Here is a 26,808-nt window from a genome sequence, read left to right as displayed (position 1 = left end):
AGAATGACTACAAAAACAACGATGAATAACGAACTGGACATGAAACGTATCCCGACACATGTCGCCATCATCATGGATGGCAATGGGCGTTGGGCAGCCGAACGTGGCAAGGAACGCAGCTTCGGTCACCAGGCAGGCGTGGAAACAGTGCGCCGAATCACGTCAGAATGTGTCCGGTTGGGCGTTAAGTACCTCACGCTGTACACCTTCTCTACGGAGAATTGGAACAGGCCAGAAGATGAGGTATCGGCTCTCATGGGCTTGGTGTTGAGCTCACTGGAAGACGAAATCTTTATGAAGAACAATGTTCGCTTTCGGGTCATTGGCGACGTCAAGCGTTTACCAGAGAATGTGAGAGCTAAACTTCAGGAGACGGAGGAGCATACCGCAGCCAACTCAGCCATGACCATGGTGGTGGCTCTGAGCTATTCGGCACGGTGGGAAATGACCCATGCTCTGCAAAACATCGTGGCGGATGTGCAGGCAGGACGTGTTCATGCAGACGACGTTAATGAGGAATTGGTTGGTCAGCGTCTTGAAACGTCTTTCATGCCCGACCCCGATTTGCTCATCAGGACGGGCGGTGAGCTGCGGGTTTCCAACTTCCTGTTGTGGCAAATAGCCTATTCAGAACTGTATTTTTGCGATACCTATTGGCCTGACTTCAACGAGGCTGACCTGCACCGGGCCATCATGGACTACCAAGGTAGGCAGCGACGGTTTGGAAAGACAGAGCGTCAGATAGAAGACCAGATTAAGATTGATAATAATTCAACAAGATGAATCATATATATAAGGTGTTGATGGTAGCGACGGCAATCACCTGTGGGGTGACCGTTCATGCACAAGATAAAATTATACATCCTGACATCAATTACGCAGGGACGCCCCGAACGGTAGTTATTGGGGGCATCGCCGTGTCTGGTGTGCAGGGGTATGAAGACTATATGCTGTCGGGTATCTCCGGCTTATCGGTAGGACAGACCATCACGGTGCCTGGTAATGACATTACAGATGCCGTGAAGCGCTATTGGAAGCATGGTTTGTTTTCCGACGTTTCGATATCGGCCGACTCCATTGTAGGTAACAAGATTTATCTGAACATCTATCTGCAAACGCTGCCACGCGTGTCTGAAATCAATTATATCGGACTGAAAAAGTCGGAACGCGAAGCCATGGAGACGAAGTTGGGACTGCTCAAAGGAGGACAGGTAACACCCAATACCATCAGTAGGGCGAAGTTTCTGGCCAAGAAATACTTTGATGACAAGGGGTTCAACAATGCCGACATCGACATTATGCAGCGGGATGACGTGTCCAACAAGAACAGTGTAATCCTGGATGTCATCGTGGATAAGAAGGCAAAGATGCGCGTTCGGCACATTGAGATTATAGGCAATGAGGCGCTCAGCGATAAGAAGATCAAGGGTTCCCTGTTCACCAAGGGCGCCTTTAAGAAGATTCATGAGTCGGGAAAGTTTGGAAACATCTTCAAATCAAAGAAGTATACGCCCGAAAGATGGAAGGAAGATAAGCGCAATCTCATCAAAAAATACAATGAATACGGGTTCCGTGATGCTGTGATTCTTGAAGACAGCGTGTGGAATGTGGATGACAAACACGTCAACATCTTGGTAAAAGTGGATGAAGGAACCAAGTATTACCTCCGCAATATCACGTGGGTGGGCAACACGGTGTACGCTACTGACTATCTGAATGCTTTGCTGGGCATGAAGAAAGGGGATGTGTATAATCAGACATTGATGTCTAAGCGCCTGACTGAAGATGATGATGCCGTGGGTAATAAGTATTGGAACAATGGTTATTTGTTCTACAACTTGCAGCCAACGGAAGTGAACATCGTGGGCGACTCCATTGACCTGGAGATGCGTATCACCGAGAATCAGCAGGCAAGACTCAATCATGTGCGTATCAATGGTAACGACCGACTGTACGAAAATGTGGTGCGTCGCGAGCTAAAGACTAAGCCGGGCGATCTCTTTTCCAAAGAGGCACTCATGCGATCGGCACGTGAATTGGCATCCATGGGGCACTTTGACCCAGAAAAAGTGAATCCAGATGTGAAGCCAGACCCAGAGAATGGAACGGTGGACATCAACTGGAACCTTGAACAAAAGAGCAATGACCAGATAGAATTCTCACTTGGTTGGGGACAAAATGGTTTGATTGGACGTGTGGGATTGAAGCTGAATAACTTCTCTATCCGCAACCTTTTCAATAAGAACAGTGAGCGACGAGGCATCTTGCCCATTGGAGATGGTGAGGTGTTGTCATTGGGTGTGCAGACCAACGGCCGCTTTTACCAGTCGTACAACATGAACTATTCAACCAACTGGTTTGGAGGTAAGCGACCTACCCAATTCTCTGTAGGTGCTTATTTTTCAAAGTCAACGGATGTGTCCACCAATTTTTACAACAGCTCATGGCGCAACAATTACATGAATTACATGTATGGGTACGGAAGCTATGCTTACAATAATTACGAAAACTACCTCGACCCTGACACCTACATCAAAATGTTTGGAGCCAGTCTGGGTTGGGGTAAGCGACTGAGATGGCCCGACGACTACTTCACGCTGTCGGTTCAGCTCGCCTATACACGCTATATGTTGAAAAACTGGAAGTACTTCTTGATGACTACTGGTAATGCCAACAACTTGAATTTAAACCTCTCCATCAACCGTACTTCAACGGACAACCAGCTGTACCCACGTCGTGGATCGGAGTTCACGGCATCGGTTTCGCTCACGCCACCATGGTCTAAGTGGGACAAGAAAGACTATGAGAACTTGGCACTGAACCGCCAATCGAGTACCTTCCTGGCCGAACAACAGGAGAAATACAAATGGGTAGAGTACCATAAGTGGAAGTTCAAGGCTAAGACTTATACGGCTTTGTCAGGCGGACAGAAGTGTTTTGTCTTGATGACGCGTGTGGAATTAGGACTTTTGGGCAGCTATAATCGGTTTAAGAAATCACCCTTTGAGACCTATTATGTGGGTGGTGATGGCATGAGTGGCTATTCTACCGGCTATGCGGAGGAAACTATTGGACTGCGTGGCTATGAAAACGGCTCGCTGACACCTTACGGCTACGAGGGTTATGCATACGACCGTATGTCGCTGGAGCTGCGTTATCCATTCCTCTTAGGTAACACCACCATCTATGGACTGGGCTTCATTGAGGCCGGAAACGCTTGGGATGACACCCGAAAGTTCAATCCCTTTGACATGAAACGCAGTGCCGGACTTGGCGTACGCATCTTCCTTCCCATGGTGGGCTTGATGGGTATCGACTGGGCCTACGGCTTTGATAAAGTGTTTGGAAAGAAAGGTGGCAGCCAATTCCACTTCATTCTTGGTCAAGAATTTTAAGGAAGTTAAAACTGGTTTGCCAGGGGTTAAATACTCTTTAATAGCTAAACGAAAGGACATTTCAAAACGTCCATCTAATAATACAATTAAAATAAAGGAGAGCTGATGAAGAAAATAATATTGATGAGCTTAATGTTGATGGCGACATTAGGCATCAGTGCGCAAAAATTCGCACTGGTTGACATGGAATATGTGTTGAAGAATATCCCCGCATACGAACGTGCCAATGAACAATTGAACCAGGTGAGCAAGAAATGGCAAGCTGAGGTGGAAGCCCTGAATACGGAAGCTACCACGATGTATAAGAACTATCAAAACGAGGTAGTGTTTCTCTCGCAAGAGCAAAAGAAGGCTCGGCAGGAGCAAATCATGAAGAAGGAGAAGGCTGCCAGCGAGCTGAAACGCAAGTATTTCGGGCCAGAAGGCGAACTGTTTAAGAAGCGAGAGAGCCTGATGAGCCCCATCCAAGAAGAGATATACAACGCCGTAAGGGATATATCCGAATTGCGTGGATACTCATTGGTCGTTGATCGTGCGTCCAATTCGGGCATCATCTTCGGCTCACCGAAGATAGATATCAGCAACGAAGTGTTGCAGAAACTGGGTTATTCGAATTAATAATTAATCAAATAAAGAACAAAAGAAAATGAAAAAGCTTATTTTAATGTTGATGCTTTTTGCACCAATGTCGATGTTTGCACAAAAGTTTGGTCATCTGAACTCACAGCAGGTTATGAACGATATGCCTGAATTTGTGAAGGCGCGCGGCGAGATTGAAGCCACTGCCAAGCAGTATGAGAATGACTTGAAGGCCATGCAAGACGAATTGCAGCGCAAGGCTGAGGAATATGAGAAGACGAAGTCGACCATGAATGCCACGAAGCAAAAGGAGACAGAGGACGAGTTGATGAAGCTGAATGAGAAGATTCGCACGGCTTACAACGATAACTCACAGGCTTTGCAGAAGGCTCAACAAGAGAAGATGCAGCCTATCACGGCCAAGTTGGTCAACGCCATTCAGGCCGTAGGTAAGGCAGGAAACTATGTTTACATCATGGACATCACATCCGGCATCCCTTATATCAGTCAGACACTGAGCGAAGATGTCACCGCAAAGGTAAAGGCTGAGCTGGCCAAGACAAAGTAATTTGAAGAGTTCGGTCTGCCTTCTCCGGATTCATCCGTGTTGAAAGAATCATCTTATAAGGAGATGTAGACTTGGAAAAACTTCTAATTAAGCAGAAAAAGGAGTTGGCAGACAAGGGCTGATGTGCAAGACACAGACAACTGTTTGCTAACTCTTTTCAGTTTCTTTCATACGGCAAACGGCAATCACCTGTAGCAGGTTACCGCATGAGAGAATTAAGAAGAGGAGGGAAACATGGCCCTCCGATAATAACAACATAAATCATAGGATGATGAAAAAGCAACTCTTATTTCTATTTTTGTTGATGATGCCCTTCGTGGCACAGGCCCAACAAGTGCTGCCTAAGTTTGGTTATTTCAATTTAAGCACCTTGATGAAAGCCGTTCCAGAGTACGCTACGGCTCAGAAAAACATTGCTGACCTGCGCATAAAGTATGATGCGGAGACCAAAAGATCGGAGGATGAATTCAATAAGAAATATGAAGAATTCCTCGATGGGCAACGTGATTTCGCACCAACCATCATGCAGAAACGCCAAGCCGAACTGCAAGATATGATGGAAAAGAACATCGCTTTCAAGAAAGAAGCACAACGGTTGCTGGCAGAAGCTGAACATGATGCCATGGCACCTGTCAAGGGAAAAGTGCTTGCTGCCATACGGAAGTTGGGACAGGAGCGTGGTTACGCCTTCATACTGAACGCCGATGGCGATGCATTGCCCTACATAGACATGGCTTACGGCGACAACCTCAATGACGCAGTGCTGAGTCTCTTGGCACAAGGAGGCAAGTAATCACGGTAGACACCCTATGATTCAACTGCCTCAAACGCCAGGCCCCATCGGGGTGTTCGACTCTGGTTATGGCGGACTGACCATCCTTCATGGCATCCGTCAGTTGCTGCCCGAATACGATTATGTGTATCTGGGCGACAATGCCCGTGCGCCTTATGGAACGCGTTCGTTCGATGTGGTGTACGAATTCACGCGGCAAGCGGTAGTCAAGCTTTTCGAAATGGGGTGCCATCTCGTCATCTTGGGCTGCAACACCGCGTCAGCCAAGGCACTGAGAACCATCCAGCAACATGATTTACCCTCGCTCGATTCCAACAGAAGGGTACTGGGCGTGATTCGTCCAACGGCCGAAGTCATTGGCAGTCTCACCAAGAGTCGGCATGTAGGTCTGCTGGCTACCGAAGGAACGGTGAAGAGTGAGAGCTACCAACTCGAAATACAAAAGTTTTTTCCCGATATACAAGTTTCAGGTATTGCCTGTCCTTTCTGGGTACCATTGGTTGAATACAACGAGGCAGACAGTCCGGGAGCCGACTATTTTGTCAAGAAGCGACTGGATGCGTTGGCACAGAAAGATCCCCTGATTGATACGATTATCTTGGGCTGTACGCACTATCCGCTGCTCATGCCCAAGATAGAGAAGTACAAACGCCCTGGCGTTCGCATCGTCGCCCAAGGCGAATATGTGGCCAACAGCTTGAAAGACTATCTGAAACGCCACCCGGAAATGAACGAAAAGTGTACGAAAACAGGTTCTTGCCAATACTTTACAACCGAAAATCCCATTCGTTTTCAAGAGCAAGCCCAAGTGTTTTTGCATGAAAAGATACAGGTGAATCATGTTGATTTAGCTTGATTTTTCCAGTTTTGTATCACTAAACTAACCAGAAAACAAGCGTGGGCTTCCCGAATCATATCCTACCTCATTCATGATCAACAAACTCTTCACAACCATGGCTGCTGCATCCTTCTTGGGGTGTGGCACCGCTTGTGCGCAGCCGAAAGACAGCCGCCCCAACATCATCGTCTTCATCGTTGATGATATGGGATGGCAGGATACGTCGGTGCCGTTTTGGTATCAGAAGACACGCTACAACGAGATGTACGACACACCCAACATGGAGCGGTTGGCCAGTCAAGGCATGATGTTCACGCAGGCATACGCCTGTCCGGTCAGTTCGCCCACGCGTTGCAGCTTGATGACGGGCATGAACATGGCACGTCACCGTGTTACTAACTGGACTTTGCAGCGGGATGTGATGACGGATGCCAGAAACGACAGCGTGAAGCCTGCCGACTGGAACTGCAACGGCATTGCGCAGGTGTCTACGGTTGCTCATACCACCACGGCTAAGTCGTTCGTCCAGCTCCTAAAAGACAACGGCTATCACACCATTCATTGTGGGAAGGCGCATTGGGGAGCCATCGACACGCCGGGAGAGAATCCGTGTCATTTTGGCTTCGAGGTCAACATCACGGGCACGGCTGCCGGTGGTTTGGCCACTTACCTCAGCGAATTGAATTACGGTCACACCAAGGATGGAAAGCCATATGCGCTCAATGCCATCCCTGGGCTGCAAGCTTATTGGGGAACAGGAACGTTTGCAACGGAGGCTCTCACCAAGGAAGCCCTCAAGGCGCTTGACAAAGCCAAGCGTTACAAGCAGCCATTCTATCTCTACATGTCGCACTATGCGGTGCATATCCCTATTGACAAGGACATGCGTTTCTTCCCAAAATATGTCCGCCGGGGGCTTTCTGACAAGGATGCTGCTTACGCTTCGCTGGTCGAGGGCATGGACAAGAGCCTGGGCGACATCATGGATTGGCTCGAAAAGAACAAGGAAGCCGACAACACCATCATCATCTTTTTAGGTGATAACGGTGGACTGGCCTCTTCTCAGCAGTGGCGCGACGGACCGTTATACACCCAAAACGCTCCTTTGAAAAGCGGAAAAGGCTCGCTCTATGAAGGGGGAATCCGAGTTCCCTTTATCGTGAAATGGAACGACGTGGTGAAGGCAGGCGTGCGAAACGATGCCAGTATCATGGTAGAAGATTTGTATCCTACCATCCTTCACATGGCACAAATCACCCATTACCAGGTGCCACAGACCATTGATGGTATGGACTTGGTGCCCTCGTTGCAAGGACGTACAGACAAGGCTCTGCAACATAGAGCCATCGTATGGAACGTACCGAACGTATGGGATGGCTCCGGACCGGGCATCAGTCTTAACTGTGCCATACGCCAAGGGGATTGGAAACTGATTTATGACTATCCCACGGGGCGGAAAGAGTTGTACCATATTTCCTCGGACATTGGGGAAAAAGAAAATGTGGCCGGGCAGAATCCGCAGAAAGTGAAGGAGCTTTCTGTGTTGTTGGGCAAGAAGTTGCGCGGCATGAATGCCCAGCGTCCCATGCTGATTCGTACGGGTAAGCCATGCAAGTGGCCGGACGAAGAATAGTCAACTTTCCTTCTTTTTGTCCTGAAAAATGACAATAAAATGCCTTTCGTAAACTCCTGAAATAGAAAAGACAACCGATGAAACGGCGTACTTTTTCAGTTTTGAAAATCAAGAAAAACCGTATTTTGGCTATAAAGCATAGCGATAGTCTCGTTTTTCACACCCTTTTGGACGTCAATTAACATGGGTTTGTGGTGCAAAAGCATTGAGTTTGTGTTGCAAAGTCAATGCCTTTATATCTTTAAAGTGCATCTTTAGAAGAGTAATAGCAAATATTTTTCTGTAATGTTTTGTGTATTTGAGAGTTATGAAACATGCTCATAATTCGCGTATTTGCGCCCAACTGGTTGGCTGGTTGTAAATAATGCAAGGAGAAACGGGTTGTTGTCAAAAGAAATGATAGTATGAGCTTGTCTACGTTCGGCGTGTTCTGTCTGGGTAAAAACAAGGCGTGCGCTCGCTTCTTTCGCATGTGTTGATGCGTGATAAGCCGATGAGGAGTGGCCTATCGCTAAAAGAAAAAATCCATAGACCCATGATAACAAGTAGTCATGGGTCTATGGAAATGGCCTGAAAACACTATTTCCGGTCGGCTTTTAGGCGCTCAGCCATGGCCTTTCCCAGTTCTTCGCACTGGCTGCGTACGTCTTTTGACATGGCTTGTTTCATTTCTACGGGCGTTCCCACAGGCTCAAATTTGAGCTTGGTGTCTACCCATTCGGCAATGGTAGGTACGGCTTTGCTGGCCCATCCATAGCTGCCAAACCATCCGATGTAATGATTCTTGATGTCGTGGTTGGCTATTTCAGACAGCAGTTCGGACATCTCGTGGTACAAACCGTTGTTGTAGGTTGGCGCTCCCACAATCAATCCGCGGTAACGGAAGATGTCACGGAGGATGTAAGAGTGGTGCGTCTTCGAGATGTTGTACATGCAAATGTTCTTGATGCCGGCCTGACTGGCTGCTCTTGCGATGGTTTCCGCCATGCGTTCGGTGTTGCCATACATGGTTCCGTAGCAGATGACGATGCCCTCATCGGTTTCGTATTTGGACATTTGGTCATAGAGGTCTACTACTTTCGCTGCCTTCTCGTGCCAAACAGGGCCATGGGTAGGGCAAATGTAATCAATCTGTTGATCGGCCAACTTCTTCAAGGCGTTCTGCACGGGTACGCCATATTTTCCTACGATGTTGCTGTAATAGCGCACCATCTCCAACCAAGCCCAGCTGGTGTCTATCTCTTCGTCCAGGATACCACCATTCAATGCGCCGAAACATCCAAAGCCATCGCCCGAGAACAACATGTGGTCAGTCTCGTCAAGCGTCATCATCGTTTCGGGCCAGTGCACCATGGGCGTCATGAAGAATTTCAACTTGTGATGACCAAGGTCTATCACTTCGCCATGTTTCACTTCAATCGTTTGGTCTTTGATGCCGTAGAAGCCGGCCATCAGGTCGAAGGTTTTCTTGTTACCGATGACTTTGATGTCGGGATAGTACTTCTTCAACAGTCCCAAAGAGCCGCTGTGGTCGGGTTCCATGTGGTTCACTACGAGGTAATCGATGGGTCGGTCGCCCAGCACCTCATGCAGGTTTTCGATGAATTGCGTGAAGAAATCCACTTGAACAGCATCGATGAGGCACACTTTTTCGTCGTCTATCAGGTACGAATTGTATGATACGCCCGCTGGCAGAGGCCACAAGCCCTCGAACAAAGACTTGTTGCGGTCGTTCACACCTACATAATAGACTTTATTCTTGAGTTCTATCATATTTGAATTTATTATGTGATTAATGAGGTAATATCTGCTTATCCTTTTGCCAATTCGGCTTTCATCTGGTTGGCAAAGCTGGTGTCAACATAGTTGTGTATGCTCTTACAGCTCTCCGAGGCGAAACGTAAACCGTAGCTGATGATTTGATCCCATTGCTTCTCCGACAGGCCTTGTTCCAGCATCTGGCGCGTAATGCCATGTTTGAGCAGCCCGAACAACACGCCTGCATTGAAGTTGTCGCCGGCTCCGATGGTGCTCACCGGGGCTTCATCAGGCACGGGGTAGGCCTTGTGGAAATTGTTTTCTGCGAACAATTGCAAGGCTTCGGCTCCTTGTGTGTAAATAAATCGTTTGCAGTAGAATGATATTTCGGCCTGATATACTTTGGCTGCGTCGTCAAGTTTGTACAGCGTTTGAAAGTCTTCTCTGCTGCCTCTGACGATGTCGGCATACTCCAAATTCTCCAATAGATTAGGGGTGATGCGCATCACGTCATGCTGATGAGCCGGTCTGAAATTGACATCGTAGTAAATGATGGCGCCATGATTGCGGGCATAGTCGAGTAATCCGATCACTTGAGGTCTGATCACGGGGTTGACAGCATAGTAAGAACCGAAGATAACGATATCGTCTGGTTGGATATCGGGGAAGGCAAAATCGAGTTGGTCGTGAGGGTGATCTTTGTAAAAAAGGTACTCCGCGTCGTTCTTCTCGTTGAGAAAAGCCAGGGAAATGGGCGATTTGCTGTCGGGAAAGGTGTTTACATGACTGGCATCGACGCCGTTCTGTTCCAGGAAACGGTGAATCATGTTCCCTACACGGTCGTTGCCTGTCTCGCTGATGAAGGTGGTGTGAACCCCCGATCGCCCCAATGAAATAAGGCCATTGAATGTCGAACCACCGGGATAAGCCCCGATGGGCTGGTCGTTTTTGAAAATAATATCGAGCACAGTCTCGCCGATACCTATTACCTTACGCATAACATACTTGATTTTGCTCATGCAAATATACAGTAAATAGGTAGTAACTCAAAATAAAAAGAAGTATTAAATTTTAAATCTGTCTAAATTGATTATCTTTGCAAACCACTAACTTGGTTAGGCTTGCATTCGTAGAATGCAGGTTTGACGCTGAGCTGTGTAAGAATTAAATCATGCTGAATTATCATACTTTTGTGCTCGATAACGGTCTGCGAATCATTCATCGTCCTTCGCAATCGTCGGTAGTTTATTGTGGATATCAACTCAATGTGGGTTCAAGGGATGAGGAACCTGGTGAAGAGGGCATGGCGCATTTCTGCGAACATGCCACGTTCAAAGGGACGCAACGGCGCCGTTCATGGCACATCATCAACAGTCTGGAGAGCGTGGGAGGCGACATCAACGCCTTCACCAACAAGGAAGATACGGTTTATCATGTGGCCATTTTGAAAGAGCATGTCGCCCGAGCTATCGACATCCTGACGGATATTGTGTTTCACAGCACCTATCCACAGGCAGAACTGACAAGAGAAAAGGAGGTGATTTGTGATGAAATCGAGAGTTATAACGACTCTCCCGCCGATTTGATATACGATGATTTCGAGAATACCATCTTCCAAGGACATCCTCTTGGACACAATATTTTGGGCACAACCGATACGGTTCGTTCCTTCATGACGGCCGACACGCAGCGCTTTACTCACAAGTTTTATCGGCCGGAGAATGCCATTTTCTTCATTGACGGGGATGTTTCGTTCGACAAAATCGTCAAATTGCTCTCCAAAGCCACCGCAGACATGCCGAAAAAAACGCCTGTGATGTCCGCAACTCATCCGCATCAGTGGGCAAACAGCAATGACCCTATCGTCATTGTGCGTAAGAAAGACACGCATCAGGCGCATGTTATGATGGGCAATCGTGCGTATGACATTCATCATCGCGAGCGGATTCCGCTGTATTTGCTGAACAATATCCTGGGTGGTCCTGGCATGAATGCCCGCCTCAACCTGTCTCTCCGCGAGCATCATGGGTTGGTTTATACCGTTGAAAGCTCGATGGTGAGCTACACGGACACGGGATTGTGGTGCCTATACTTTGGCTGTGACCTACACGATGTGCCGAAATGCCAGCGACTGGTGCGTAAAGAGTTGGATAGAATGATTGAACAACCGCTGACTGATTACCAACTCAAGGCGGCTAAAAAACAAATAAAAGGGCAGATTGGTGTGGCTTGTGACAATCGTGAAAGCTTCGCTTTGGACTTCGGGAAGACCTTCCTACACTACGCATACGAGAAAGATGTCAATTGGCTGTATGAGCAAATTGATGCTGTTACCTCACAAGAAATCCAACAAGTGGCACAAGACATCATGGCAGCGGACAAGCTTACCACGTTGATTTTTCAGTGACAAGCCCTCTAAAGATAAGCGGATGGGATAAATAAAACAGGCTGCTTTTGTAAGTAACATCATCTTGTTACCTGCAAAAACAGCCCGTATTATATTCGTTTTACCGTGTGTTAGCTTATTTCATCGCCCAGTATGTGCCGTCATTCACGGCCATGTGTACCTGATAAACGCCAGCTTCAGTCAAAGCAACATCCATCTTTTTGCCGTTTGGCAGGGTGGCCTTGATGGTTCCATCCTCGTTGAAACGGAACAACTCTGTTTGCTTTCCGTTGGCTACTTGTGACCAAGAGTCGGTAGACTTGTCATACAAGAACTTCGTTACCTCACCAGTTGGTGCCGTAATCTCATAGCCGTCTTTCAGAGTTTTCACAGCATAGTACTTGCCATCTTGTCCCATCACTTGCTTTGTCTTGCCGTTATTGGCCATTGGGTTGTCACCTGTCCAGAACTCAATGGTGTTGAGTACCACGACATCGGCAGTGCCACAGATGGCGTAGGCCGGCGAGAGAATCAGGAAGATGATTTCGTTCAGGAACTTACTGTCCGTGGCTGTTTTGTTCCAACTCAACAGCTTGTTGAACAGACCGAAGCTTCCGATGCAAGATGTTGTCAGCAAGGTTGCTGCCAACAGAAGGGTGGAAACCCTAAGATTTTTCTTTTTCATCATTCAAAGTGTTTTGGTGTGTAATCAGTGTTCCAAAGATACACATTAATTATAGGCCAGCCATGGGGATGATGTTTTTTAACCTAAAATTTAATTTATATTATAGGTATGTATGCTGACTCCCTGTGCCGACGGCAGGAAATTGATGCCCCACCAGCACATCTGCAGCAGCGCGAAGTTGATGACGAGTATCCACAGCGCGGTCCTTGAACTTCCTTTGCCGCCCAGTCGCAGGTGGATGTAGGCCAGATAGGCCAGCCATGTGGCAGCGGCCCACGTTTCCTTGGGATCCCATGCCCAGTAGTGTCCCCAGGCTTCTTTTGCCCACAGAGCGCCGAAGAGCATGCCGGTTGTCAGGAAGGCCCAGCCAGCGTAGGTCAGATTGTCGCAGATGTCCATTTCATCCAGGCTGGCCTTCTGTCGCTTGATGATCAGCAGGTAGGCCGACATGACGAACGCGGCGCCCAGCAGGGCGTATGCAAACATGTATACGATGACATGTGGGGCAAACCATGGGCTTTGCAGGGCAGGCATCAGCGTCTTGCTGTGTATCTCAGGTTTGAGGATGTTGATGCAGATGAAGACGAGTGAGAGCAGGGTGGAGAGGGGAAGTATCCACTTGTATCTCCATCGGCTGTAGACGATGAGGCCAGCCAGTGGAAGGAAGAGCGAGTACCACAGACGGGTTTCTCCCATGGTTCGGAGCGGTGGGCGGTCAAGGGTTATCCACATCCAGAGGATGTACATGAAGAAAACGGCCAGGCCAAGACCCGTCAGGGTGTATGCCCTGCGGGATTTGTTCTTCCATGATGCCCAGGCGCCCCCTGCCCATAGCAGTGCCGAGAGGATGGCGAAAGCCAGGAAATAGTGCCAGGTCATGGATGTTCCTCCTTTCTTCTTTGTGCGGTGATAAAAACCATGACGGCTCCTGCCAGCAGCAGGCAGATGCCTGTGTAGACGGCGGGCAGCCAGGGGTCGGCAACCAGTTCGAATGTGCTTTTGTCGCTCCAGCGTCCCATTCGTTTGTTGTAGTCCAGCAGGTAGATCTTCCATCCATCGACAGCGAATGGCTTGTTAACTTCTATTTCGGCTGTCTCGCACTTGCCGGTCTTTGTGAATATTTGCACGGTCGAGGCGTAGCGTAGTGGCTCGCGTTGTGGCATAAAGAGGCGGAGGCTGTCCGTTAGGGTCAGCGTTTGGCTGGGGAACAGGTAGCTTCCGTCGCTGATCCAGTCTTTCTTGCGGGTTTTCCCGTCGGGCGAGGTGGCTTCAACGAGTACCGCACTCACTGCGCCGGATGACATCCACGGCACGTATTGCATCGATGCGTCCATAATTTTGGGAGCAGCCTCGCTGATGTTCTGCTCTATTTTGATGCCCCATCCCAGTAGCTTTCCTTGTCTCAGGGATGGCTCGAGCAGCAGGCTCTGGGGGGTTCCTTCGGGCAATGCGTTGCCCCGTGCGTCAGCCATCAGCAGCCTGGGCGGGTATTGGTCGATGGTAAAGCTGTCCAACTGGATGGCAATGGGCAGCTCGTGCATTCGCATTTGGCCGTCTGTGGCCCGCCATTCGGGCTGTCCCTTGTAGCAAATCATCTTCAGGCGCCTCATGTCGGCACTGCCCAGTGTTGCGGTGACCAGCACAAGCAGCAGGCCAGCGTGGCACAGCAGCGAGGGAATGTTGCGCCGTTTCATTGACAACAGCTGATGTATGGCCGTCTCCCCCACCGTGATGGTGACCCAAAGGTATATCCATACAAATGGCCAGTACGACAACATACGGGTAAGGCCGATGGCGTCTGTCGCCGGCATGGAGGCTGGAACCTGCCGGGTGAGTCCCATGATAACCGTCATCAATGCGGCAAAGCCAAGGGCAGTGGTGGCCGAATAGGTTGTGGTGAGATAGCGGAAAAGGTAGACGTGTGGGCGCAGGGCATAGATTGTTGCCAGGACCAGTACGGTGCATGCCAGTGCGATGGCGTTAGCCGGGAAGGCAAAAACGCTCCAGTCTATGGGGCCTGCTGTCAGCTGGAGCAGTTGGCCGGTGATGACAAGTCCTGCGCCAATGGCTATTCCTTCTTTGTATTTCCAGGGTTTGTTCCACATACTGTTGTCGTGTCAGGATGTTTCTGCACAGGGGTAGCATAAGAAAGCCACTGCATGGAGCATGCGTGCAGTGACTCTTTCTGTTGTCCCCATGAAGTGGGTTTGCTCTACGTTGCCTACATGGGTTTCGTCACGAATCGGTGGTTCTTGCGGGCGTCGTCTATCCACTTGGGTACTATGTTGTTGACGAACCGTTGTTTTTGCTCTCTCAGCTTCTTCATGTCAAGTCCTATGTATGCTTGTGCCTTGGCCTTGGTCGACAGGTCAGGCATGGGTACGTTGCCCGTGAACCCGTGGCGTGCCAGCACCTTTGCAATCTGCAGACGTGCCTCTTGTGCGGCGATGAGGCCGTCGCTGAAGATGCGCATCACCTCTTGCGGGGCGTGGAAGCTGCCCCCGTGGCTGGCAAAGCCGTAGTCCCACCGCCACTGACTCTTGCGAATGAGTGCCAGCACGGGTTTCATTTCCTTTTCGGTAGCACCCTTGTCCCAGGCAAACTTGGCCTCGATGTGAGCGGCAGCCAGTTCTTTTTCCAGTCTTGTACGTTTCTCGCTGGCCATGCGTTGCCTGTCGTAGACGTTCCGTCTCAGTTCTTCCTCGCTCTGGCGGTGGCACACCTGGCAGGTGCGGTCTATGTTGGCCAGCGGGCTGGTGATGTGGTGGTCGGTGTATTTCACGCCTCCCTCGCTCTTGTAGGGCATGTGGCAGTCGGCGCACGAGACCCCTCGTTGTGCATGGATGCCTTGCTTGAAAATTTCGTACCCGGGATGTTGGGCCTTCAAGATGGGTGTCTTGCTCAGCGGATGGATATAGTCGTAAAAGCCCGTCTTGTCGTAGTAGGCCTCGGCAGCCTCTACCGTAAGACCGCTGTCTTGTGGGAACGACAGGTAATTGGTTTGCTTGTCGAAATAGTATTCGGTATGGCATTGTGCGCAGACCAGCGACCGCATTTCCTGGTGTGTTGCCTTCTTGACGTCTTCCCCTCTGCGGCTCCATGCCTCGTACAGGGCGGGTCGGGCAGGCTTGAGGTCCATGGTGCGAGCGTCATGGCAGTCGGAGCAGCCTATGCTGTTCATCATCTGGTTGCCCAGCTCGCTCCAGGTTGCCTTGTAGAAGTTGGCAGTGCCCATTTCCCGCATCATCCTTGGCACGTCGGGTCCTTTGCATGTCCAGCACGTACCCGGCTGCATGTCGCCGTCGCCGTCAATGCCTGGGTGCCCTGTCCGCAGGATGTTGCGTAGGTCCTCGATGGCATGACGGTGGCCGCGTGGTGTGTTGTATTCTTGCGAGAAGGCGTATCCGGCCCATAGGATGACCATTTCGGGGCGGTCGGCCAGTTCGTCGGTGGCTTTCGAGCCATTGAACTCACTTGTGAATGACGTGTCGGCCGTCATTGCCCAGCTCTCGTATTCGCGCGGGAAGTCGGCCTTGAACTTTTCGTTTTGGGCCACTATCGAGTCGGTCATGGGCGTACGGCGGTTGTTGAAGATACTCGCCACCTCGGCTCTCCGTTCCATTAGGGACGATGTGATGAGTCCCAGTACGAAGACGACGACCATTGCACCGCCAAACAGTAGCCATCCTTGCCAGCGTTTTAGTTGTTTAGCCATATCTGTTGAATTTTATGATTCTTACTTTTCCTTGTCTAATAAGCCTTGTAGCCACGAGGGCACTGGCGATTCGGGCAGTGGCACTTGCGTCTCGGCGTGGGGCGTGCCCGACAGGCTGTTCATGCCCCCGTGTGGTACGTCTTTGTGGCATTCCCAGCAGGCAAGGCCCTCGCCGCGCTTGGCCATCATGTAGTCCATGCGCCCCGTCTTTACGAGTTCCTGGTTCAGCTGTGTGTGGCAGCGTATGCAGTTATCCATAATGACCCGTGCCGACGCGTCTTCTGCCTTGATGGTTTGGGCCTCGCCGTTGGTCACGAAGTAGTAGACGTGCTTCATGCCGTCTTTTCCCTTGAAGTAATACTTCATGAAAAGGTTCTGGTGCGGCACATGGCAGTCGTTGCAAGTGGCGTCGCGCCCGTGCGACGAGTGTGACCAGGTGGCGTAATAGGGTGTCATGATGTGGCAATTGACGCACGCGGCTGGGTCGTCTCCTATAATATAGGTGTGCATTCGGAGCAGGTAGGCAAACAGGCCGGCAAGCCCCACGATGACCCCCAGAGCCATGAGCCCGGCAACTTTCTGTCGGTAGGTTAGCGCGTTTTTCCAGTTTGACAATTTGCGAAGGTTCATAGGCCTTTCAGTGAATATTGTGGTAAATATAGGGATAATTTTTGGGAATTGGTGTCAAGAAACAAGAAAATATCCTCATTTATAAGGATAAAAATGCCTTTCCGAAAAAGGTTAAAGATAGAGAACGGCCTCGTTCCCCATGTTCATGAGCAGGTCCAGGATGCTAAGGTTGGGGATGAATCCATGCTTTCGGGCATAGACCTGATAGTACGGCCGGGGCGTGAAAGCGTCGTCTGGGAGCGGATGTTTGGGGCGAATGGCATCCCTGAGATCTGTTATTTGGGGCATCTGCAGTGGCAAGTCGTCGGTGTTCACATAGGTTGTGGTTTCTTGTATGTTCGGTTCAATGGCCAACAACTGGCACATCTTCATCGTGATTTCAAGATTGAAATCGTACAGAAAAGTCCATTTCTTCGTGAAAAAAGGGTGTAAGTCATCCGCATAATACTCAAAGAAAGGGCTTTCACCGTAGGCCGACTGTAGTGCATTCCAGTGCAGATGGCGCCAGTTGGCATGGTCGCTGATGCGAATGTCGCGCATTGGACATTTGAGGGAGTCATACTTTTCCACCGGAATGCTCAGCACCTGAACGCCATTTGTCATGGCGATGTTGCAACGGTTGCGGTACGTTTGCTTGACGTAGTTGTCGTGACTTTCTAGGTAACAAACGTCGTAACGATTGAGTTTCTGGTACCACTGCACGGGCCCAAAGTAGGTGGAAGAAAGAAGAACGCTATTCATGGTGCTTTTCAAGATGTGGCCAACGTTTCCATCTGAACAGCGAATAAGCCTTTCCGGCGATGTCACCGTGCTGTACCAGCGTCCGTCTGCGGCCTATTCCCAGCAACAGATACTGGCAAGTCCCGCAGCGACAGTGTGCGTTGCAGTGGTTTGGTATGAGATATTTTTCGCCCTTGACGGTAATGGTGTCGCCGGGAAGCGCCATCACTTGCCCCAACGCCTGCTGTTGTTGTCCGAACAATACCACCTCACCGCGCTTGAAGTCAGAGCGTGCCAGCCTGTTTACCAACACTCTGTCACCCTTTCGAAGCACTGGCTTGAGTCCCTCGTCGGGTACGGTAAAGATGGTAAAGGCGTATGCACGGATAGCCAACATGACTATGGTGCAAACAGCGATGGATAACATCCATTGTAAGAGGTTTCGCAAAAGAGATGCTTTGTTTCTCATCATCGGCTGACCTGTTGCGGTCAGACGGCGTTCATACTGCTATTTAATGTTGTCAACCATGTTGAACAATCGGTTCCAACGGATGCCACCCAGTCCCTTACGGTCAGGGTCGGAAGACCACCAAATGAAGATGGGTTTGCCCACGATATGGTCCTCTGGCACAAATCCCCAGTAGCGGCTGTCTGCCGAATTGTGACGGTTGTCGCCCATCATCCAATAGTAATCCATTTTGAAGGTGTAGCTCTTGGCCAGTCGTCCGTTGATGTATATCTGGTTGTTCTTAATCTTCAGCTCGTTATTCTCGTACACGCGGATGGGACGTTCGTACACAGCGATGTTGTTCATGTCCAGGTTGATGCTTTTCCCTTTGGCCGGAATCCATATCGGCCCGTAGTTGTCGCGTGTCCAATTCGTCACGGCATTCAGCGGATAAAGGTCGCCCACGGTGGCATCGGTGTTGATGCGGATGCTCTCAACAATGTCCTTGTGAGCCGCAAGAGCCTTTGCCGTAGCCTTGGTCAGCGGCATGCAACCACGTTGGTTCAGGCTGCCAAGGTCTTCCATGGATATGCCCAGCTCTTTCATGAGGTCGTCTGGGATATGCTGTTTCAGCTTGATGTAATAGGTATATTGTACGTTGTCAGGCTCCTTGTTGGGCTTGCCGTCCAAGTAAACGATACGGTTTTTGATTTGAAGCGTCTGCCCCGGCAGTCCAACACATCGTTTCACATAGTTCTCGCGGCGGTCGGTAGGGCGGCTGTCGATAGATCCAAACTCCACCGGATTGCTGGCTACGTATTGTCTTCCAAGTGCATACACCTGCTCAAAGTAGTCGTGTTGTTGCTGCTTGTTCAGCGTGTTGAGGTCGATAGGCGCCCCGTTGTTCTGCTCGAAAATCTGTTGTCCGAAGCCATACACCATGCTGTAGTATTCGGTTTGATACGGCAATTCGGTGCAAATGGTATCCCCCGCCGGATAATTAAACACCACGATGTCGTTGAGTTTCACGTTACCCAATCCTTTCACTCGACGATAGTCCCAGTGTGGAAACTCGATATAGCTCTTCGTGTTGATGATGGGGAGCGTGTGTTGGGTAAGCGGCATGGTCAATGGCGTTTGTGGAATGCGCGGTCCGTAGCTCACCTTGCTCACGAAAAGATAATCTCCAGTGAGCAGTGATTTCTCTAAAGAGGACGATGGAATGACGTAATTCTGAAACACAAACAGGTTGATGAAGTACACAGCCACCAGTGCGAACACCAGCGCGTCTACCCAACTCATCACGAAACGCACGGGTGCCTCGGCGTCTTTCCACCACTGCCAGCGTATCTTCTTGGTGATGTACACGTCGTAGATGAAAGGAACCACCAGCAGTCCCCACCAACTTTTTACCCAATATAGAAACAAAAGATACAAGGCGAGAACCACGATAAACTTGGTCCATTGTACCTTCATATTTAGTTTTGCTTTCTGTTTATCAATCATAGTGATAACAAGATGTATGTTTAAATGTTCAAAAATTAGATTGCTTAGAACCTGAACAAGTCGCTCGTGGTGAGCAATCCTGTGTGTGTTGCGGTGTACTCGGCTGCCAACACTGCCCCCAAGGCAAAGCCCGTGCGATTGTGTGCATCGTGCGAAATGGTGATTTTGTCGGCCTCACAGTCGTAGGTCACGGTATGAATGCCTGGCACTTCTCCACGTCGTACGCTGTCTATGGCCAGCTGGTCAGCCGCCACGTCGTCCGTACCCGACGTACTTCCGTCAGCTGCCTGCTGTACTCCTTTCACCCAACTGCGTTTTCTGTCCATTTCATCGATGATTTCTTCGGCTAGCGTGATGGCTGTTCCGGAGGGTGCATCCAGCTTATGGATATGATGGGTTTCCTCTATTTTCACCTCATATTGTGGGAAATCGTTCATAATTTTAGCCAGATAACGGTTTACGGCCGAGAAGATGGCCACGCCTAAGCTAAAGTTTGATGCCCAAAAGAGCGTCTGTCCGCCTTCGCTGCACAGTCGCTTTACGTCTTCGCCATGCTCTTTCATCCATCCCGTAGACCCGCTCACCACCTTCACGTTGTGTGCGAATGCGCGCAGATAGTTGCCGTAAGCGGCCGTTGGCGAGGTGAATTCGATGGCCACGTCGGCACTTGCAAACGCTTCACTGTCAAAATCTTCCTGATTTTGCACGTCGATGATACTCACGATTTCATGACCTCTGTCCTTGGCAATCTGTTCGATCATCTTTCCCATCTTGCCATATCCTATCAATGCTATTTTCATTTCGCTTGTTCTTAAATGATGACAAAGATACTTTAAATCGGCTGAAAATCAAAATATTGTACTTTGTTTTTTGCTTTTATTGACGCTTGCGCTCCCTGTTTTTCTTGCCTTTGTGCGCAAGGTGTATCAGGCTTAATTTGCCCCATGGTCAGCGGTTGAAACTGCTCAGTTATGACCCTACGGGAGAAGTGTAGGTGACATTTTTCTTGACAACAACCCCTTCAGGATTCGCTTATTTGCAACCAACCATGTCCTTGGTCGCAAATACGGCAAATATGAGACGCTTTTACAACTTGCTGGTAGTCAATATTTTCCGTGTAATGTGCACAAATTCCCTGTCTTTTGCTATGCTCTTTGCGGTCAATAGCATTGCTTTTGGCCGCCAATAGCCATGCTTTTGCGTGCCAATCTCATGTAGATAGCACGGTTAAGTGATGCATTTTTCGTTGAATTGGGTGGAGGTGGGATGGTAAAAGCTATGTTATTGGCGACTAAAGTGATATTTCATTAACCTTTTTCACATTGCAAATGGATTTCTGATGATGCGTTTTTTCCTATTTTATCATTTTTAATTGCTCGTTTTATTGTCATTTTTTCTAACATTACGGTTGAAAGTTTGGCAGGAAAACCAACCGCCAGCCCCAGTGGCAACCAATGTGCTTTCGGGGCAATAAAGTATCTACTAAAATTTTGAAGATACGAGAATTGTGTGTATTTTTGCATGAAAATGGTACACGAAGCTTATTACGTACAAAAGTTAACCCATCGGGAAATCAAGCCAACGGCCTCTCGACTGCTCATTCTTCGCGAGATGATGCGAGGCGATGAGGCCGTATCGTTGCCCGATTTGGAACGCTATCTGCCCACTGTCGACAAGTCAACTATATCGCGCACCTTGTCGTTGTTTCTCCTTCATCGCCTGATTCATGCCATTGATGATGGCTCGGGCGCATTGAAGTACGCCGTTTGTGACGACGATTGCGACTGTTCGATTGATGAAGAGCATACGCATTTTTATTGCGAAAACTGCCATCGCACGTTCTGTCTCAAGCACATTGCCGTTCCGGTGGTTCCACTTCCGGAGGGATTCACTATGCATAGCATCAATTATGTGCTGAAAGGTTTGTGTCCGGAGTGTACCGAAAAATTGAAATAACACGATGGCTGACGGATGAACCATGCACATGAGAGAATCCGCTTGGACGTTGACGGCGGTTACTAAACAAAGACGCGTTAAGATAGGTGCAATCCCGTTTGATGGTTTTAAACGCAAGGACAGACAGCTCCTGGCACAGGTGTTCTTCGTTCATGTGGTTTCTATCTACCGACTTTTAATGGGGGTTGCTTTACAATAGATGATGGTGTTGGTTAATTGAAACATCTTATGAGTATTATTAGATTTATCAAAAACTGGACTTTGCCCATATCGATGGTGATTGGAGTGACAGCCTATTCTGTGTTTGCTTTCATCCCTTCTTTGGATAAGGCCGCATGCTTGTTTGCGCCTTTCTTTGACACCATTCTGCCTTTGTTCATGTTTTTAATCTTGTTTGTGACCTTTTGTAAGGTTAATTTCAGGCGTTTAATACCGGTCAAGTGGCATCTTTGGGTGAGTTTTTTTCAAGTGTTATTCGTCTTTGTCATCATTGCCATCATCCTGTCTTTTCGCCTCAAGGGCAACAGTCTCATACTGATGGAAGCACTACTCACGTGCATTATCGGCCCATGTGCATCAGCTGCCGCAGTGGTTACGCAGAAATTGGGTGGCAATCTCGAGGAGATGACCACCTATACCTTCTTGTCTAACTTTATCACCGCTTTGCTCATTCCCATTTGTTTCCCGTTAATTGAGAAAACAAGTGACATTACTTTTATGGGTGCATTCTTGAAAATACTCAATCAAGTGTGTCTTGTCTTGGTCGTTCCGATGGGGTTAGCTTATGTGGTCAAGCACTATTTTCATCGGTTTCATCGGTGGGTTGTGGGTGTAAAAGACCTTTCTTATTATCTTTGGGGATGCTCCTTGATGATTGTGACGGGCACCACGATGAAGAATATTGTGCATGCAGAAACGTCCGTTCACTTTCTCTTGCTCATCGCTTTGCTGGGGTTGCTGCTCTGTGTGATACAGTTTTCCGTGGGACGTTTCATCGGTCACTATTTCAATGCTACCGTCAATGCCGGTCAAGCACTGGGCCAAAAGAATACAGCTTTTGCCATCTGGATAGCCTACTCCTACCTCAATCCCATCTCATCCGTTGGCCCTGGTTGTTATATCCTATGGCAAAATATTATCAATAGCGTTGAAATCTGGATGTATCGGAAGCGGGGTTTGGAACGGTCAGCATAGCTAAAATCGTGTTATCGTCTCGCTTTTTCACAGGAAGTTATGTGTGTTTTCGCACCTTCCTGATTGCGTTGATGATAGAAAAGAAAGTAATTTGGTCTGAAAGAAGGGCTAGATGAGGTTCTTCCGCTTAGTGTATGGTCAACAAACCGAATGGACCAGACGTGGAAGCAGCATAGCGAGTGAGGTAATTTTTCTCAGCTCGAGAGCCCTTAATGATATTCCCTCCCGTGTTCATGTTGTATTCACGGTGACAATTGTTACACGTTGCAATACCGCTGGATGACAGGGTTAGAGGATAATTTCTGCGTGGTATCGTGAGCCAGTCGAAGCAATTGGGGCATTGATTGTCGTAAGCATAGAAGATAGGAGGATAGTCTAAGTTGCCAAAGCCAACGATCACGCCATTGTTATAACCAAAGGTGAGAGCCGTTCTTTGGTCTCTTGAGTTGAAAATGGACATGCTTTGGCTGCCTCGGTTGTTTTTGAAAGAGAAATAAGTTGCACCGCCCTTCATGGTTTGTTGTACCAAACAAAACACACCAGGCGACGTTGCGTTCATCGCACTGGCTAGCGTTGCATCGTTGTGTTCTTGATTGTTAATCGCCACGAAGCACCGAACAGAACTGTATTGGTTCTGATTTTCTCCGCACGACAACAACAATAAGGGCAGGAAAAGAAATAGGAATATTCCTTTTCTTTTCATTTTATGGATGCGTTTCAGACACCTCATCCCATCTCTTTTCCTGCTTTTAACCTTATTCATATTGTATCATTTGCAAGGCATCAGCCACCTTTTCGATACCTTCTTGCAACGGTTTTTTCACCATAGCCTTGATGAAAGGGTTCACTTCGGCCTTCATCGTGAGCTTCATCTTGCTCGAATGGTCGGTTACAGGCAATATCTGTATCCACAGATTGACAGGGATTGGACTCTTTTTCGTCTCGAACTTGATACACTTTGGTTCGTCTCTTTCGATGATGTTTAGTTGTACATCGCCCATTGGAGAATGGATAGAGATGGAATCAGCGTCGAAGGTTAGATCCTTAATCTTATCTTCTGGTATTTTGTCGCGTACCTTCTCGATGTTTGTTAGGTCACTCAGCATGTTGTAAACAGACTGCTGTGAGTAGGGAATCTCGCGTACGGAACTTTCAAATTTGCTTGACATAATTTTGTAGCATGTATGATTTTTACTAAATGGGGAATTACTTTCGCCAGCCAGATGGGTCTTTTCGCCATTCGTTGAGCAACTCGATATCACTTTCCTGGATATATCCCGTGGCCAGTGCCTCAGCCACTACATGGTCATAGTCGGTCAGGGTAACCAGCTTGACGTTGGTGTCTTTGAACGCTTGTGCAGCGACAGGGAACCCGTAAGTGTAAGAGGCAACCATGCCAACAACGTCTCCTCCGGCTTTTCTGATGGCCTCTACCGCCTTCAAAGAGCTGCCTCCAGTAGAGATAAGGTCTTCGATAACCACTACCTTGGCACCCTCTTTCATCTCACCTTCGATTAGGTTTTCCAGTCCGTGGTCCTTTGGTTTGCTTCTCACATATATCAAAGGCATGTTCAAGACATCAGCAATGAGGGCGGCTTGTGGGATGCCTGCCGTCGCCACACCTGCGATGACGTCAGCCTCGGGGAAGTGTTTCAAGATGGCATGCACCATCCCTACCTTCACGAAAGTGCGTATGTCGGGGTAAGAAAGCGTTTTCCTGTTGTCGCAATAAAAAGGCGATTTCCAGCCTGAAGCCCATGTGAAAGGCTCGTTGGGCTGTAGCTTGATGGCTTTGATGCGTAATAATTTGGATGCAAAATCTCTTTTTAATGTGTTATTTTCCATATCGTAAGTTGTTGAGTATATATTGCAAAGATAGTTGAAATCTCCTATATTCCAAAGGGATGAGTGGCTTTTTTGGCGGCATTCGTGCTGTTCTATCCTTTTGCCCAACCCAAAGAAAGCACGCTGACGTGTACCCTTCCGTCCCGCTGCAGCGCCTTTCCGCAGGCGCAGATGGTGGCCCCAGTGGTCACGATGTCATCGATGATCAGCACATGTTTGCCCATCAACCCCGCGTTTTCGGCCAGTTGAAAGGCGTCTTCCACATTCTCCGTGCGAGCCAACCGATTCTTATGTGTCTGGCTGTCCTTAAACTTCACACGTTTTAGTGCATGCTTCATGATGGGTACACCGCACACCTGGCTTACCCCCTTGGCGATTTCAAGACTTTGGTTGTATCCTCTTTGACGCTCACGGCCTTTCGTCAGCGGAACGGGCACGATGCAATCGATGCCTTTGAAGAATCCTTTAGCCTGAAACTCCTCAGCGGTTAGGCATCCTAATTGTTCGCCAATCTCAGGGTGATCGCCATATTTCAGGGCGTAAATCATGCGACTTGCCTCCGACCGAGCTTGATAGAAGAACAATGCTGCCGCACGTTCAATGGGAATGCGGACCCAGAACAGTTGGGCCATCTCGTTGTCGTAGGCATCGTCTTCGTAGTGAGTACGAGGCAAATGTAGGTTGCACGAGGCGCACAACACCTGTTCGCCTTCGGTCAATCTCCGCCTGCATTCCACACAAGTGCGGGGAGATATCAGGTCAAGGATTCTGCTGATAAAACTAATCATTCATCCAGTCGTCAGCTTGGTCGATACATTGTTTAATCTGTTCAATGTCAAATCCCCTACCCATGGCAAAGCGGATGAGCTTCATGCTGCGCTCATAGTCATTACGACCCGTTACAGTTTTCCACTTACGCTGGATGAGTGGCCGCAGAATGGCGATGTAGTCTTCGTCTGGAATCTCATCGAGAACCCTGTTTGACACATCCTTCGATACCCCTTTCTGATACAAGGCTTGCTCAATCTTGAGGCGTCCCCACTGGTTGTAAGTCATCTTGTCGTTGACAAACGCACGCGTGTAGCGTTCGTCATCAACGTATTTCCCGGCAATCAGTCGATCCATGATGCGCTCTTGAACCGTACTGTCCAAGCCCCAAAGGCTCATCTTCCGAACCATCTCTCCGCTGCAGTGTTCCGCTTTGGCACAAAGGGCAGATAGCTTGTTCCATGCCTCTTTTTCGGTTATTTCTTTCTTTTCGTTCATCATCAACAATGTTTTCATGACTTTTCGGTTTGACAAGGGCGGGTCGCTCTGGCCATTCTGTCCTTGCCAAAAGCGTCTTTTCGGATTTCAATATCGATGAAACCTACGTTTTTGAGCATTTCTTCCAGTTGGTTTCTGTATAGTGGATTGATTTCAACATACAGTTTTCCGTCGGGTATGAGTGCTTCAATGGCATAGTTGGCGATGGCTTTGTAGAACAGCAGCGGGTCGCTTTGTGGAACAAACAGAGCCGTGGACGGCTCGAATTTCAGCACGTTTTGCGCCATTTCTGCTGCTTCAGAAGGACAGATGTAGGGTGGGTTTGATGCAATAATGTCCCATTTCATCGAGTCTTTTGGTGCCGCTAAGGCATCCTGAAGCGCAAAACTAACAGGTACCTTCCATGCCTTTGCGTTTTCGTTCGCTATGAGCAACGCATCCTGAGAGATGTCCCAAGCCGACACTGCCGCACCTGGAATGTCCAAACTAAGCGTCACTGCGAGGCATCCCGAGCCTGTTCCGATGTCCAAAATCGTGGTGGGATTCCCGTCAGTCGGTTTTTGTTCGCTGACAATCCAGGCGCAAAGTTCCTCCGTTTCGGGGCGTGGAATCAGCACACCCGGTACCACTTTGAACCTGCGACCGGCAAACTCAGCTTCACCTAATACATATTGTACTGGTTCTGCTTGCCGCAACCGCTGCATGATTTTCTCCAAAGAACGACCTTCTTCTGCCGATAAATCGTTAACTTTGCCACACAGAATGTCGGTGAGAGTCAATCCAAAACGCACCTCCAATACCGTTCTGACCACTGCTTTTGCTTCGGTTTCATCGTATAGGGGGGTGAGTTGTTCCCAGAGTTCCCGATAATTTTTCATGGCAACAAATATACT

General features: G+C 48.8%; 28 protein-coding genes. 10 read left to right on the top strand and 18 right to left on the bottom strand.

Features of this window, described 5'->3' with window-relative positions:
• Positions 1–3 precede the first annotated feature (3 nt).
• The 7 genes from HMPREF0650_RS01110 (at position 4) to HMPREF0650_RS01080 (ending at position 7,806) form a co-directional block, all read left to right on the top strand.
• Complete coding sequence (locus HMPREF0650_RS01110; protein WP_004347629.1) at positions 4–783, top strand: isoprenyl transferase; 780 nt, start codon at positions 4–6, stop codon at positions 781–783.
• The gene (locus tag HMPREF0650_RS01105) at positions 780–3,395 is read left to right on the top strand and encodes a BamA/OMP85 family outer membrane protein (RefSeq protein WP_004347628.1); all 2,616 of its coding nucleotides are present in this window, start codon (positions 780–782) and stop codon (positions 3,393–3,395) included. The genes HMPREF0650_RS01110 and HMPREF0650_RS01105 overlap by 4 nt, the downstream gene beginning before the upstream one ends.
• Positions 3,396–3,500: 105 nt before the next feature.
• A complete protein-coding gene (locus HMPREF0650_RS01100) occupies positions 3,501–4,013 on the top strand; it encodes an OmpH/Skp family outer membrane protein (RefSeq protein ID WP_004347627.1) in 513 nt (170 codons plus the stop codon).
• 28 nt (positions 4,014–4,041) lie between these two features.
• The gene (locus HMPREF0650_RS01095; RefSeq protein ID WP_004347626.1) at positions 4,042–4,542 is read left to right on the top strand and encodes an OmpH/Skp family outer membrane protein; all 501 of its coding nucleotides are present in this window, start codon (positions 4,042–4,044) and stop codon (positions 4,540–4,542) included.
• 271 nt (positions 4,543–4,813) lie between these two features.
• Positions 4,814–5,335 carry an OmpH family outer membrane protein gene (locus HMPREF0650_RS01090; RefSeq protein ID WP_040561996.1) on the top strand — a complete coding sequence of 174 codons (522 nt, stop codon included), beginning with the start codon at positions 4,814–4,816 and terminating at the stop codon, positions 5,333–5,335.
• Between the two features lie 16 nt (positions 5,336–5,351).
• The gene (gene murI / locus HMPREF0650_RS01085) at positions 5,352–6,191 is read left to right on the top strand and encodes a glutamate racemase (protein ID WP_004347623.1); all 840 of its coding nucleotides are present in this window, start codon (positions 5,352–5,354) and stop codon (positions 6,189–6,191) included.
• Between the two features lie 73 nt (positions 6,192–6,264).
• Positions 6,265–7,806: a sulfatase gene (locus HMPREF0650_RS01080; protein WP_004347621.1), complete on the top strand. Its 1,542-nt coding sequence runs from the start codon at positions 6,265–6,267 to the stop codon at positions 7,804–7,806.
• Between the two features lie 579 nt (positions 7,807–8,385).
• Here HMPREF0650_RS01080 and HMPREF0650_RS01075 read toward each other — a convergent pair.
• On the bottom strand, positions 8,386–9,579 hold the full coding sequence (locus HMPREF0650_RS01075; RefSeq protein ID WP_004347619.1) for an FprA family A-type flavoprotein: 1,194 nt from the start codon (positions 9,577–9,579) through the stop codon (positions 8,386–8,388).
• Positions 9,580–9,617: 38 nt separating this feature from the next.
• Positions 9,618–10,562: a carbohydrate kinase family protein gene (locus tag HMPREF0650_RS01070; RefSeq protein WP_004347617.1), complete on the bottom strand. Its 945-nt coding sequence runs from the start codon at positions 10,560–10,562 to the stop codon at positions 9,618–9,620.
• A gap of 173 nt (positions 10,563–10,735) precedes the next feature.
• On the opposite strand from HMPREF0650_RS01070, the gene HMPREF0650_RS01065 reads away from it, so the two are divergent.
• On the top strand, positions 10,736–11,971 hold the full coding sequence (locus HMPREF0650_RS01065) for a M16 family metallopeptidase (RefSeq protein WP_004347616.1): 1,236 nt from the start codon (positions 10,736–10,738) through the stop codon (positions 11,969–11,971).
• 115 nt (positions 11,972–12,086) lie between these two features.
• Here the strand turns inward: HMPREF0650_RS01065 and HMPREF0650_RS01060 are convergent, their stop codons facing one another.
• From HMPREF0650_RS01060 to HMPREF0650_RS01015, 10 genes are all read right to left on the bottom strand, one after another.
• Entirely contained in the window at positions 12,087–12,638 is a 552-nt protein-coding gene (locus HMPREF0650_RS01060; protein WP_004347615.1) for a DUF3332 domain-containing protein, read from the bottom strand.
• An 87-nt stretch (positions 12,639–12,725) separates the two neighbouring features.
• On the bottom strand, positions 12,726–13,514 hold the full coding sequence (gene ccsA / locus HMPREF0650_RS01055; RefSeq protein ID WP_004347614.1) for a cytochrome c biogenesis protein CcsA: 789 nt from the start codon (positions 13,512–13,514) through the stop codon (positions 12,726–12,728).
• Entirely contained in the window at positions 13,511–14,740 is a 1,230-nt protein-coding gene (locus HMPREF0650_RS01050) for a cytochrome c biogenesis ResB family protein (RefSeq protein ID WP_004347613.1), read from the bottom strand. The genes ccsA and HMPREF0650_RS01050 overlap by 4 nt, the downstream gene beginning before the upstream one ends.
• Positions 14,741–14,856: 116 nt before the next feature.
• Entirely contained in the window at positions 14,857–16,350 is a 1,494-nt protein-coding gene (gene nrfA, locus HMPREF0650_RS01045) for an ammonia-forming cytochrome c nitrite reductase (protein WP_004347612.1), read from the bottom strand.
• Positions 16,351–16,371: 21 nt separating this feature from the next.
• Complete coding sequence (nrfH, locus tag HMPREF0650_RS01040; RefSeq protein ID WP_004347611.1) at positions 16,372–16,980, bottom strand: cytochrome c nitrite reductase small subunit; 609 nt, start codon at positions 16,978–16,980, stop codon at positions 16,372–16,374.
• A gap of 111 nt (positions 16,981–17,091) precedes the next feature.
• Positions 17,092–17,721 (bottom strand): WbqC family protein, encoded by a 630-nt coding sequence (locus tag HMPREF0650_RS01035; protein ID WP_004347610.1) that lies wholly within the window; start codon positions 17,719–17,721, stop codon positions 17,092–17,094.
• Complete coding sequence (lepB, locus tag HMPREF0650_RS01030) at positions 17,714–18,172, bottom strand: signal peptidase I (protein ID WP_004347609.1); 459 nt, start codon at positions 18,170–18,172, stop codon at positions 17,714–17,716. Before lepB (HMPREF0650_RS01030) ends, HMPREF0650_RS01035 begins: the two co-directional genes overlap by 8 nt.
• Before the next feature lie 36 nt (positions 18,173–18,208).
• The gene (gene lepB, locus HMPREF0650_RS01025; RefSeq protein ID WP_040561975.1) at positions 18,209–19,654 is read right to left on the bottom strand and encodes a signal peptidase I; all 1,446 of its coding nucleotides are present in this window, start codon (positions 19,652–19,654) and stop codon (positions 18,209–18,211) included.
• A 44-nt stretch (positions 19,655–19,698) separates the two neighbouring features.
• A complete protein-coding gene (gene dapB, locus HMPREF0650_RS01020) occupies positions 19,699–20,454 on the bottom strand; it encodes a 4-hydroxy-tetrahydrodipicolinate reductase (RefSeq protein WP_004347604.1) in 756 nt (251 codons plus the stop codon).
• 507 nt (positions 20,455–20,961) lie between these two features.
• Positions 20,962–21,177 (bottom strand): hypothetical protein, encoded by a 216-nt coding sequence (locus tag HMPREF0650_RS01015; protein WP_040561974.1) that lies wholly within the window; start codon positions 21,175–21,177, stop codon positions 20,962–20,964.
• Between the two features lie 4 nt (positions 21,178–21,181).
• On the opposite strand from HMPREF0650_RS01015, the gene HMPREF0650_RS01010 reads away from it, so the two are divergent.
• Both HMPREF0650_RS01010 and HMPREF0650_RS01005 read left to right on the top strand, forming a co-directional pair.
• Entirely contained in the window at positions 21,182–21,610 is a 429-nt protein-coding gene (locus HMPREF0650_RS01010) for a Fur family transcriptional regulator (protein WP_040561992.1), read from the top strand.
• A 228-nt stretch (positions 21,611–21,838) separates the two neighbouring features.
• Positions 21,839–22,804 (top strand): bile acid:sodium symporter family protein, encoded by a 966-nt coding sequence (locus tag HMPREF0650_RS01005; RefSeq protein ID WP_004347601.1) that lies wholly within the window; start codon positions 21,839–21,841, stop codon positions 22,802–22,804.
• Positions 22,805–22,931: 127 nt separating this feature from the next.
• Here the strand turns inward: HMPREF0650_RS01005 and HMPREF0650_RS01000 are convergent, their stop codons facing one another.
• The 6 genes from HMPREF0650_RS01000 to prmC form a co-directional block, all read right to left on the bottom strand.
• On the bottom strand, positions 22,932–23,507 hold the full coding sequence (locus tag HMPREF0650_RS01000) for a hypothetical protein (protein WP_040561991.1): 576 nt from the start codon (positions 23,505–23,507) through the stop codon (positions 22,932–22,934).
• Positions 23,508–23,559: 52 nt separating this feature from the next.
• Positions 23,560–23,973 (bottom strand): hypothetical protein, encoded by a 414-nt coding sequence (locus HMPREF0650_RS00995; RefSeq protein WP_004347599.1) that lies wholly within the window; start codon positions 23,971–23,973, stop codon positions 23,560–23,562.
• Positions 23,974–24,010: 37 nt separating this feature from the next.
• Positions 24,011–24,649 carry an orotate phosphoribosyltransferase gene (pyrE, locus tag HMPREF0650_RS00990; RefSeq protein ID WP_004347598.1) on the bottom strand — a complete coding sequence of 213 codons (639 nt, stop codon included), beginning with the start codon at positions 24,647–24,649 and terminating at the stop codon, positions 24,011–24,013.
• A gap of 92 nt (positions 24,650–24,741) precedes the next feature.
• Positions 24,742–25,437 (bottom strand): ComF family protein, encoded by a 696-nt coding sequence (locus tag HMPREF0650_RS00985; RefSeq protein ID WP_004347597.1) that lies wholly within the window; start codon positions 25,435–25,437, stop codon positions 24,742–24,744.
• Positions 25,430–25,933: a regulatory protein RecX gene (locus HMPREF0650_RS00980; RefSeq protein ID WP_004347596.1), complete on the bottom strand. Its 504-nt coding sequence runs from the start codon at positions 25,931–25,933 to the stop codon at positions 25,430–25,432. The genes HMPREF0650_RS00985 and HMPREF0650_RS00980 overlap by 8 nt, the downstream gene beginning before the upstream one ends.
• Positions 25,930–26,793 carry a peptide chain release factor N(5)-glutamine methyltransferase gene (gene prmC / locus HMPREF0650_RS00975; RefSeq protein ID WP_004347595.1) on the bottom strand — a complete coding sequence of 288 codons (864 nt, stop codon included), beginning with the start codon at positions 26,791–26,793 and terminating at the stop codon, positions 25,930–25,932. The genes HMPREF0650_RS00980 and prmC overlap by 4 nt, the downstream gene beginning before the upstream one ends.
• Between the last annotated feature and the right edge of the window lie 15 nt (positions 26,794–26,808).

Source organism: Hoylesella buccalis ATCC 35310, assembly GCF_000177075.1.
Lineage (GTDB): Bacteria > Bacteroidota > Bacteroidia > Bacteroidales > Bacteroidaceae > Prevotella > Prevotella buccalis.
Note: the sequence above shows the minus strand (reverse complement) of the source record. Positions and strands in the feature narration are given on the sequence as shown.